This is a genomic window from Treponema sp. (assembly GCF_045657965.1).
Taxonomy (GTDB): Bacteria; Spirochaetota; Spirochaetia; order Treponematales; family Treponemataceae; genus Treponema_D.
On record NZ_JAZOUG010000274.1, the window covers coordinates 24,216 to 34,227 of the forward strand.

The following is a 10,012-nucleotide window of genomic DNA, read 5'->3' on the forward strand; positions in this document are numbered from 1 at the left end:
TTTTATCTGTTTTTATTCAATGTTTTCAATTGCAGCTTTTTCGATTTTAAGGCCTTTTGTGTAGCGCTCAAAGAATTTATTGAATCCGTCGATGTCCTCCTGTTTTGCTTCGACCGTGCTCTTTTTGCTTTGAGCAAACACATTTTCATTAAGCCAGACATCAAGAGACTTTCCGCCACCGTTTACAAGGTATGAAGCAAGAACTGCCATTCCCCAGGGGCCTCCTTCGCCTGCTGTTTCAAGGGCAGAAACCGGAGTGTGAAGGGCTGCCGACATTACTGTAAGACCAGCCTGAGCGGTTTTAAAAAATCCTCCGTGACCTGTAAGACTGTCGATTTTTACATTTTCTTTATCAAAAAGAATGTCCATTCCGGTTCTGAGGGCGCCCAAAGCTGTAAAAAGATGAGCACGCATAAAATTTGCAAGAGAAAAATCTGCATTCTGTGCGCGGACAAAAAGAGGTCTGCCTTCAGTTAATCCTGTAATGCTTTCTCCTGAAAGATAATTGAACGGTAAGAGCCCGCCGCAGTCTTTTTTACCGGTGAGTGCAAGATTAAAGAGCGTGTCGTAGAGTTTTCCTTTATTGACATCTCCTCCGACAGATTTTATTGCCTCATAAAAAAGATTTACCCAGTAATCGATTTCTCCCATACAGTTGTTTGCGTGCGCCATTGCAACTAAAGCACCGTCCGGCGTTGTGACTAAATCAATCAGACCGCTGTAGGATTTGCTTAAATCTTTTTCTAGAACGACCATTGCAAAAACAGAAGTTCCGGCAGAAACGTTTCCCGTGCGTTTTGCGACACTGTTTGTTGCAACCATTCCGGTTCCTGCATCTCCTTCAGGCGGAGCCATTCTGCTTCCGGCTTCAAGTTCGCCTGCAGGATCAAGAAGTTTTGCGCCTTCACTTGTCAAAGTTCCGGCATCTTCTCCTGCCAGAAGAACTTCTGGAAGCAGATCTTCGAGTTTCCAGTTCAAATTTTTTTCTGAAACCAGGGAGTCAAACTTTGAAATAAAGTCTTTGCTGTAATTTTTTGAAGCGGTGTCAATCGGAAACATTCCGGAAGCATCTCCGATTCCAAGCACCTTTTTGCCTGTCAGTTTCCAGTGAATGAATCCTGCCAGGGTTGTAAAGAAAGCAAGGTCTTTTACATGCTCTTCACCGTTCAAAATTGCCTGATAAAGATGAGAAATGCTCCATCGTTCTGGAATAGGGTAGTTAAAAAGAGATGAAAGTTTTTCTGAAGCTTCTCCTGTAATTGTGTTTCGCCATGTTCTGAACGGAACCAGAAGTTTTCCGTCTTTGTCAAAAGCCAGATATCCGTGCATCATGGCAGAAATACCGAGGGAACGGAGTTTTTTTAGCGTTACGCCGTATTTTTCTTTTACGTCGCACTTTAAATCTTTGTAAGCTGACTGAAGTCCTTCAATTATTTCCTTTTCTGAATAAGTCCAGATTCCGTCTATGAGGGAATTTTCCCAGGTGTGGCTTCCCTGGGCTCTTGGAGTGTTTGTACTGTCAATCAGCACAGCCTTAATGCGTGTAGAGCCGAATTCAATTCCGACAACTGCATTTCCTGACTCGATTTCTTTTTTAACTGACTCTTCTGCCATTTGTTTCACTCCTTTTTTAATTATTTACTTTAAATCGTAATACATTCCATGATGCTGCTTTGAGGTTCACGGCATATATATTATTTTCACTCTGATTCAGCGAAACTGCAACTGATTTTATATTTTCCGGCTCTTCAAGAGAGTTTTTTGCATTTAAATTGCTTCCGGAAAGTTCTGTGCGGAAAATCATTTCAGTTTTTCCAAACGAAGACAGGTCGATTTCTGTTTCTGCATCTTCTGTTTTGTTTGTATTCAGTGCAAAAACACTTACTTCGCCGTTTTCTTCGCTGTAAACTGTACTGAAAATAACAGCCGGTACTTCCCCGAATTGTTTTGTTTCTTTCAGGGGAGTTTTTACAATTGGAGTTAAAACGGTGCCGCGTCCGTAAAGCGAAACATCCCTGAACGGAAAATAAACAGCCTGTTTATAGGAACCTTTGCCGGGTTCTGTAAAAATTGGTGCGATTACATTTACAAGCTGTGCAAGACATGCAACTTTTACGCGGTCAGCATGATTTAAAAGTGTAATTGCCATGCCTCCAAATGCCAGGGCATCCAGAAGGGAATAATGGTCTTCCAGAATACGCGGGCTTTCCATCCACGGATGCGGCTCGCTTTTACTCTGATACCAGATATTCCATTCATCAAATGAAAGATACATGGTTTTTCTGCTTCGTTTAAGAGCTTTTACATAGTCGCAGGTTGCAATGCCTGTTTTAATAAACTGTTCCATGTCATAGAACGAAGCAAGAAAATCGTCGTCATCGCCTTTGTTTTCAAAATAGCGGTGAATTGAAATGTAATCTGCTAAATCGTACGTGTGTTCAAGAACGATTCTGTCCCATTCAGGATATGTTGGCATTGAAGAAGAAGCACTTCCGCATACAATTGTCTGAATTGAATCATCTGTCCACTTCATGAGTTTTATAGCTTCACGTGCTTTTTTTCCGTAATCAACGGCATCTAAGTGGCAGATTTGCCACGGACCGTCCATTTCGTTTCCGATACACCAGTATTTGATTGCGTGAGGATTTTTATGACCGTTTTTGATTCTTAAATCACTCCAGAAAGTTCCAGAAGGATAATTGCAGTATTCGACCATATCGGCAGCATCCTGAATTGTACCCGTTCCCATGTTCACAGCAGCCATTACCTGTGTTCCGGCTTTTTTTGCCCAGTCAGCAAATTCATCTATTCCGATTCTGTTTGTTTCTATTGTGTGCCATGCACGGTCGAGCCGGACTGGCCGGTTTTCGCGCGGTCCTATTCCGTCTTTCCAGTTGTAGCCTGAAAGAAAATTGCCGCCGGGGTAGCGGACTAAGCCTACACGTAAATCCTTTACAAGTTTGATTACATCACTTCTGAAGCCCTGTTCGTCGGCTGTTTCGTGACCTGGTTCAAAAATTCCTGTATAGACAGCACGGCCTAAATGTTCTATGAACGAACTGAATAATTTATCGTCAACTTCTCCGCCTGTAAATTCTTTTACTACAGTTAGTTTTACTTTCATAGCTTCTCCTATGCCAGAACTGTTACGGCTGCAACTGAATGTGCCGGCAAATCTACAGTTAAAGTCTGTTTTCCTGTTATCTTTACTGCAAGCGATTTTTCAGTAACTGCATCAGTTTTTGTAAATGTATTGATTGTATCCATTTTTTCGCCTGTTACGACTGTGGCTGATGCTGATTTTATTGAATCTTCAAGATGGGCGAGCGTGATTTCGACTTCTTTTGAAGTTTCTGCATCGGCATTGACAACCGTAATCAGATACTGTTTTTTTGCATTTGAATTTGAAGGAGCGTTCTTTTCTGATGCAGAAACACTTAAGCCCGGAACAATGACATTTTCTTTCCGCTGAATACCACGCAGAGATGCATTATAATCCGCAACATCGTTTACGCCGCAGAAACTGTGAGCGCTGCTTGTTCCAAGCAGTGTTGCACCCTGATGAGCTTTGTACTGATGAAGAACATGCCAGGTCGGAGTGAGTACGATTTTATCGCCTTCAGTAAGAACCGGCGACTGCAAAACATTGACTGCCTGAGCAAGATTTGCAACACGAACTCTGTCTGAATGATTATTAAATATGTTGAGTGTGATTCCGGCAACAACTGCATCGCATACAGAATTGTCCTGCTGTAAAAATCCGGGATTTGTTCCTTCTTTTGGAGCAAACCAGTTTCCCCATTCATCAACAACCATAGAAACCCGTTTGTCCGGGTCATATTTATCCATGATTTCTCCATGACGGCGGATTAATTCATCCATGCGCCATGCATTTCTCATAATTCTGTACCAGCCTTCTTTAGTAAAGCCTGTTGCAGGCTTTTTGTCTTCCCATCGGTATTCATAAGAGTAGTAGTGAAGTGAAAGCCCGTCCATAAGCCAGTGTGCATTACGCATGAGCACTTCAGTCCAGTTGTAGTCGTCTACATTTGCTCCTCCGGCTATCTTAAAGATTTTATTTTCTCCATACTGACGAACGAATGTCTGGTAACGGCGGTATAAATCAGCGTAATATTCAGGCCGCATATTTCCGCCTCCGCCCCAGTTTTCATTTCCGACCCCAAAATAATCAAGTTTCCAGCTTTCTTTTCTGCCGTTTTCTTCGCGCAGTTTCGACATTGGACTTTCGCCTGAAAAAGTGATGTATTCAATCCATTCATCCATTTCCTGAATAGAACCGCTTCCTACATTTCCGCAGACGTACGGCTTACAGCCAAGCTCATCGCATAAACCGAAAAATTCATGAGTACCGAAAGAATTGTCTTCTGTAATTCCACCCCAGTTTGTGTTGACTATGCGTTTGCGGTTTTCTTTTGGGCCGATTCCGTCTTTCCAGTGATATTCATCTGCAAAAAGACCTCCCGGCCATCTTAAGTTTGGAATATCAAGTTCTTTAAATGCTTCGACGACAGCTTTATTGTATCCGTGAATATTCGGAACTGGTGAATCTTTTCCAACCCAGAAACCACCGTAAATACAGTGGCCAAGATGTTCAGAAAAATGACCGTAAATGTCCCGGCTTATTACAGATTTTTTATTATTTACATCAACAATTATTGATTCTTTCATTTTATTTTCCTTTTTTGTTAAACATTTCCTGTTACTTAAATAATACAGTCGGATTTTTCATTTTGCAAGAAATATATCAAGAATTCTTGAAAATAATCAAAAAAACTTGATAAAAAGAATTGTGTGTAAAATAAACTGTGCTACAATTAACAAAAAAGGAGTGACCCATGAAAACAAAAAATAATGCTGCATTAACACCGCCTATGGGCTGGAACAGTTATGATTATTACAATGTTGGAGTAAATGAAAAACAGGTCAGGGAAAATGCCCTGTATATGGCAGAAAATTTAAAACAGTTTGGATGGGAATATATAGTAATTGATGCACAGTGGTCTGATCCTAATGCTCTGTCTCTTGTTCCTGAAAGTCAGTATGTTCCTTTTACACATCTTTGCCTTGATGAATACTCAAGACAAATTCCTGACCCGAATCGTTTTCCTTCAAGTGCAGGCGGAAAAGGATTTAAACCTCTTTCGGACTACATTCACTCGCTTGGTCTTAAATTTGGAATTCATATAATGCGTGGAATTCCGCGTTTCTGTGCGCATAACCATACGCCTGTTTTGAGTAAGAAAAAAATCACTGCCGACAAAATTGCAAATCCGTTCAGTGTAAGCAAATGGAACGGTGATATGTACGGAATTGATATGTCAAAGGAAGGCTCTCAGGATTATTATGACAGTATTTTTGCACTTTATGCTGAGTGGGGAGTCGATTTTGTAAAGGTGGACGATATCTGTAATACGAATATGTATCCGGCTGTCCCTTATTCAGCAGAAAAAGAAATTGAAGCAATTGCAAAGGCAATTAAAAATTCCGGCCGGCAGATGGTTTTGAGTTTAAGTCCGGGACCGGCTGTTATTGAAAAAGCCTGGCATTTAAAAAAATATGCAAATATGTGGCGCATTACCGATGATTTCTGGGATGAATGGCGGCTTTTAAAAGCAATGTTCGAACGCTGTGAAGTATGGCAGGCTCATACAGGAGAAGGCTGCTGGCCTGACTGCGATATGCTTCCTCTTGGAAAAATCGGCTGGGGTTTTAAAAATGAACGCACTACCGGTTTTACGAGTGAAGAGCAGAAAACTATGATTAGCCTATGGTGCATTTTCAGAAGTCCTTTGATGATTGGAGCGGAACTTACAAAGCTTGATGATTTTACGAAAAGTCTGCTTACTAACTCAGAAGTTCTTGAACTGGAAAAAAACTGTAAGAATTCCGAGCAGATTTTCCGTAACGAAGAAAGCTGTGCATGGAAAAGCTTTTCTTTAGACGGTAAAAAAACATATACCGCTCTGTTCAATCTTGGCGAAAAAGAAGCAGAAATCAGTGTAAAAACTGATGAATTAAAGCTTGAAAGTGGAAAATCTTACACTCTGCGTGATTTATGGAAAGGTGCTGATATAAAAAAAACAGCCGCCGGACAAGAAATTAGTGTTTTACTTCCGCCGCACGGCTGTGCACTTTTTAGTCTTTCTTAGTAGTATGCCCGTAAAATGATTCCCTGGTCGTGGTCTCCAAAGCCACGGCCAAAAATGTTCATGCCTCCCATGTGAGGTGCATTTTCTTTTACTCCGAGACGTACACGGATGGAATGATGTTCTTCAAGTTTTAAATCTGAAAGTTTGACGTCAGAAATTTTTTCGCCGTCAACAAAACTTCCTTCGTTTGTGACAGAAAAATGCTTTAAAAGACCATACTGGCTTCCTTCAAGTTTCCACCACTTTGGAGTAAAATCTCCGCGCCGGTCTCCGTAATCTCCAGGGCTTGTCCAGGTGCCGACTTCAACGCGGTTAATCCAGATTGTAATATCGCTCGGCCAGTCAGAGTTGGTTCCCGGGGTTTCTGATGAAAGCTCTGCGCTTACTTCGATTTTTGTAAGTTTGCGCTCGTCATACATAGTGTTGTTTGGAAATTTATATTCTACATAGCCGTTATTGCACCATAAAAGACCTGCTTTCATTCTGTCCGGGCTTAAAAATGATCCCGGAACATCCAGCTGACCTATGATTTTTTCGCTTGAGCATAAGCCGCACGGTGCTGTTACGTGACAGTCGGTAAAAATACCGAGAGGCATTTCAATTTCTACATAATTTTCAACTTCAGTCTGTTCTTCCGGAAACTTGATAAGTAAACCGTCCTGAAATGCAGGATAACATAATTTTTGAGTGCCTTTTCGTGCTTTTATGCTTCTTGTTTCGATAAGTCCTGCTTCTTCAAGAATTGAAATGTGAGTTGCAACAGTGGACTGCGGGAGATTAAGCTTTTCAGAAATTTCATTAATATTTAAAGACTGCTTCCGAATTAGAGAAAGAATTTCAAGGCGGGGTTCTGAAGCCAGAGCTTTGAGTTTTTCGATTTCTTCCAGAGGATTTATAACAATTAACGAATCTGTTTCATTCATATTAAGAGTATATCAACTTTTCTTGATATAGTCAAAGAAAATTCTTTTTTCTTCTATAATGAAATCCTTTATTGACTATGATTATAGGCTTGTGTTAGAATTAACTAACTTCAGGGCGGGGTGTAAGTCCCCACCGGCTGTAAGCGCGTTCTGCGTAAGCCAGCGAGCAGAGTTTCTGCATGACACGGTGCAATTCCGTGGCCGACGGTAGAGTCCGGACAGGAGAAGGATATGTCTTATCAATACAACACAATCGAAGAGGCACTAGAAGATTTACGTGCCGGAAAAATCATTTTAGTTTCAGACGACGAAGACCGCGAAAACGAAGGCGACATGATTTGTGCCGCAGAATTTGCAACTCAGGCAAACGTCAATCTTATGGCAAGCTACGCAAAAGGCTTAATCTGCATGCCAATGAGCCAGAGCCTTGCGTTAAAGCTTGGTCTTTATCCGATGGTTGCCGAAAATACCGACAATCACGAAACTGCATTTACTGTTTCAATTGACCATGTTTCTACAACTACAGGAATTTCTGCCTACGAGCGTTCTGTCACAGCTCAAAAATGCATTGATCCTGAATCTGTTGCAACTGATTTCCGTAGGCCTGGCCACATGTTCCCGCTCATCGCAAAAAAAGGCGGTGTTCTTGTGCGCAATGGTCACACAGAAGCAACGGTAGATTTGTGCCGGCTTGCAGGCCTTAAGGAATGTGGCCTTTGCTGCGAAATTATGGACGATGACGGCACCATGATGCGTGGCGAAAAACTTCAGGAAATGGCAAAAAAATTCGGCTTTAAGTTCATTACAATCAAAGCCCTTCAAGATTACTGCCGCATTAACGAAAAGCATGTCGTACGCGAAGCAAAGGCAAAACTTCCGACAGAGTACGGCGATTTTGACATTTACGGCTATGTAAACGATATTACCGGCGAGCATCATGTAGCTCTCGTAAAGGGCGATTTAGGTGACGGTGAGAATGTTTTGTGCCGCGTTCATTCAGAATGTCTTACAGGAGACGTTTTTGGAAGCAGAAGGTGTGACTGCGGTCCTCAATTACAGGCAGCTATGAAGCGGGTAAACGAAGAAGGCCGTGGTGTGATTCTTTACATGAGGCAGGAAGGCCGTGGAATCGGCTTAATCAATAAACTTAAAGCCTACAAACTTCAGGAAGAAGGGCTTGATACTGTCGAAGCAAACGTAAAGCTGGGATTTAAGCCGGATTTGCGTGAATACTGGATTGGCGCTCAGATTCTGCGTGACCTGGGCTGTAAATCGCTCCGGCTGCTTACAAACAATCCGGAAAAAATCTACGGTCTGGACGGATTCGGTCTTAAAGTTTCAAAACGTGAGCCAATAGAAATCCCTGCTCAAAAATATGATGAATTTTATTTACGCACAAAACGTGATAGAATGGGGCATATTTTCACGGAAAAGCTATAAAACACTACACAGATAAACTCCAGGAGGAATATCATGAACGAAATTAACTTAATCGAAGGAAAATTAGTTGCCCCACAGGGCATGAAGGTTGCAATCGTTGCAAGCCGTTTTAACGAAATCATTGTGAACAAGCTTTTAGGCGGAGCCGTGGACGGACTTGTACGCCACGGTGTAGAAGAAAAAAACATTACTGCAGTTTGGGTTCCGGGAGCTTTTGAAATTCCTGTAATCTGCGACAAACTTGCTGCAAGCAAAAAATACGATGCTGTAATTGCAGTCGGAGCTGTAATCCGAGGTTCAACAACTCATTACGATTACGTTTGTGCTGAAGTTTCAAAGGGAGTTGCGCAGGCAGGCTTTAAAAACGGCGTTCCTGTTCTTTTCGGTGTAATTACAACCGAAAACATTGAACAGGCAATCGAGCGCGCCGGAAGCAAAGCCGGCAACAAAGGCTACGACTGTGCTTTAGGCGCAATCGAAATGGCAAATCTTATGAAGCAGTTGTAAACAATTTCTGAATAAAACTAAAAAATTTTTCTTTCTTTCTAAAATAGGGTATGTTATACTAAATATCAATAAAAGTTAAAACATATCAAAAATAATTGATAAGAATAATTTAAGAAAGGAGAAAAATCATGAATAAAAAAATCAGATTCGGGCTTTCTGCTTTTTTTGCATGCTCTGTTCTTTCAACTTCTTTTGCTGCAAAAAATGATGTAGATAAAGCGGTTCTTACAAAATATGCAAATGCCAATGCGTTTAATGGTTCTCAGGATGTCTGGGGGCCATTAAACTGCCACGATCCAAAGTTATTTCAGGACGAAGACGGCACATATTATGTCTATTCTACAGATGCTGCAATCGGCGGTGCAGGGCAAAAAGGCCTTCAAATCCGTACATCAAAAGACTTGGTTCACTGGCAGAGTCTTTCAAAATCTGCAATTCAGCGCAAATGGGATAAAGACTGGCTTAAATGGGTCAATTTCAATATGGCTCAGGCTTCAACCTGGGCGCCGACAGTCATAAAACAGAACGGTCTTTACTACTTAATACACGGAATTATTACCGATAGTCGTTCTCCTGGAAATCCTGATGCCGCAATTGCCCTTACAATTTCTTCAAGCCCTGCAGGTCCTTTCTGGCCGGCTTCTCAGGCTGCGGCAAAAGATGCAAAAATAAAAGAAGTTCTTTCTAAACTGGGAGTTTCTTACAGTCAGTCCAATCTTGTGCGCTATACCTGGTACGACAGGACATGGGACAGTGACGATAAAAGCATTTCTGAACAGTACTGTTACAATCTTGCAAATTATGATACTCATTCTGCATCCGAAGCAGATACTGCAGGCGGCTGGGCTTATGGATTCGGTGGAATAGATCCTGAATTCGTAACTGATGTAGCTACAGGAAAAAATGTCGAATACGTAATAAAAGGCCGGAAGTGCTGGGAAGTCGGAGGCCAAGCGGGCTTAGGAAGACAAA

General features: G+C 41.7%; 8 protein-coding genes and 1 riboswitch. Of the genes, 4 read left to right on the forward strand and 4 right to left on the reverse strand.

Annotated elements, in window-relative coordinates; genetic code table 11:
- Positions 1–12: 12 nt before the first annotated feature.
- From ACKI5B_RS10435 to ACKI5B_RS10445, 3 genes are read right to left on the reverse strand one after another with little or no spacing between them, the layout of a single operon-like run.
- Positions 13–1,614 (reverse strand): xylulokinase, encoded by a 1,602-nt coding sequence (locus tag ACKI5B_RS10435; RefSeq protein WP_407428482.1) that lies wholly within the window; start codon positions 1,612–1,614, stop codon positions 13–15.
- Between the two features lie 16 nt (positions 1,615–1,630).
- Positions 1,631–3,124: an arabinosylfuranosidase ArfA gene (gene arfA, locus ACKI5B_RS10440; protein ID WP_407428484.1), complete on the reverse strand. Its 1,494-nt coding sequence runs from the start codon at positions 3,122–3,124 to the stop codon at positions 1,631–1,633.
- An 8-nt stretch (positions 3,125–3,132) separates the two neighbouring features.
- Complete coding sequence (locus ACKI5B_RS10445) at positions 3,133–4,689, reverse strand: alpha-N-arabinofuranosidase (RefSeq protein ID WP_407428486.1); 1,557 nt, start codon at positions 4,687–4,689, stop codon at positions 3,133–3,135.
- Between the two features lie 167 nt (positions 4,690–4,856).
- On the opposite strand from ACKI5B_RS10445, the gene ACKI5B_RS10450 reads away from it, so the two are divergent.
- Positions 4,857–6,170, forward strand: coding sequence for a glycoside hydrolase family 27 protein (locus ACKI5B_RS10450; RefSeq protein WP_407428488.1), 1,314 nt, complete (start codon positions 4,857–4,859; stop codon positions 6,168–6,170).
- Here ACKI5B_RS10450 and ACKI5B_RS10455 read toward each other — a convergent pair.
- Positions 6,167–7,093, reverse strand: coding sequence for an ArsR/SmtB family transcription factor (locus ACKI5B_RS10455; RefSeq protein ID WP_407428490.1), 927 nt, complete (start codon positions 7,091–7,093; stop codon positions 6,167–6,169). The genes ACKI5B_RS10450 and ACKI5B_RS10455 overlap by 4 nt on opposite strands.
- 102 nt (positions 7,094–7,195) lie before the next feature.
- Positions 7,196–7,327, forward strand: a riboswitch (FMN riboswitch).
- Between ACKI5B_RS10455 and ACKI5B_RS10460 the strand changes: the two genes are divergently transcribed.
- The 3 genes from ACKI5B_RS10460 to ACKI5B_RS10470 all read left to right on the forward strand — a co-directional run.
- Complete coding sequence (locus ACKI5B_RS10460) at positions 7,325–8,533, forward strand: bifunctional 3,4-dihydroxy-2-butanone-4-phosphate synthase/GTP cyclohydrolase II (protein ID WP_407428492.1); 1,209 nt, start codon at positions 7,325–7,327, stop codon at positions 8,531–8,533. It overlaps the preceding riboswitch by 3 nt.
- Positions 8,534–8,566: 33 nt before the next feature.
- Positions 8,567–9,040, forward strand: coding sequence for a 6,7-dimethyl-8-ribityllumazine synthase (gene ribH, locus ACKI5B_RS10465; protein WP_407428494.1), 474 nt, complete (start codon positions 8,567–8,569; stop codon positions 9,038–9,040).
- Between the two features lie 128 nt (positions 9,041–9,168).
- Positions 9,169–10,012 (forward strand): family 43 glycosylhydrolase (locus tag ACKI5B_RS10470; protein WP_407428496.1); only part of this gene is annotated, 844 nt, incomplete at its 3' end.

Coding starts and splice junctions, on each gene's coding strand:
- ACKI5B_RS10450 (WP_407428488.1), top strand. CDS start 4,857: ATGAAAACAAAAAATAATGCTGCATTAACACCGCCTATGGGCTGGAAC.
- ACKI5B_RS10435 (WP_407428482.1), bottom strand. CDS start 1,614: ATGGCAGAAGAGTCAGTTAAAAAAGAAATCGAGTCAGGAAATGCAGTT.
- ACKI5B_RS10455 (WP_407428490.1), bottom strand. CDS start 7,093: ATGAATGAAACAGATTCGTTAATTGTTATAAATCCTCTGGAAGAAATC.
- ribH (WP_407428494.1), top strand. CDS start 8,567: ATGAACGAAATTAACTTAATCGAAGGAAAATTAGTTGCCCCACAGGGC.
- ACKI5B_RS10460 (WP_407428492.1), top strand. CDS start 7,325: ATGTCTTATCAATACAACACAATCGAAGAGGCACTAGAAGATTTACGT.
- ACKI5B_RS10445 (WP_407428486.1), bottom strand. CDS start 4,689: ATGAAAGAATCAATAATTGTTGATGTAAATAATAAAAAATCTGTAATA.
- arfA (WP_407428484.1), bottom strand. CDS start 3,124: ATGAAAGTAAAACTAACTGTAGTAAAAGAATTTACAGGCGGAGAAGTT.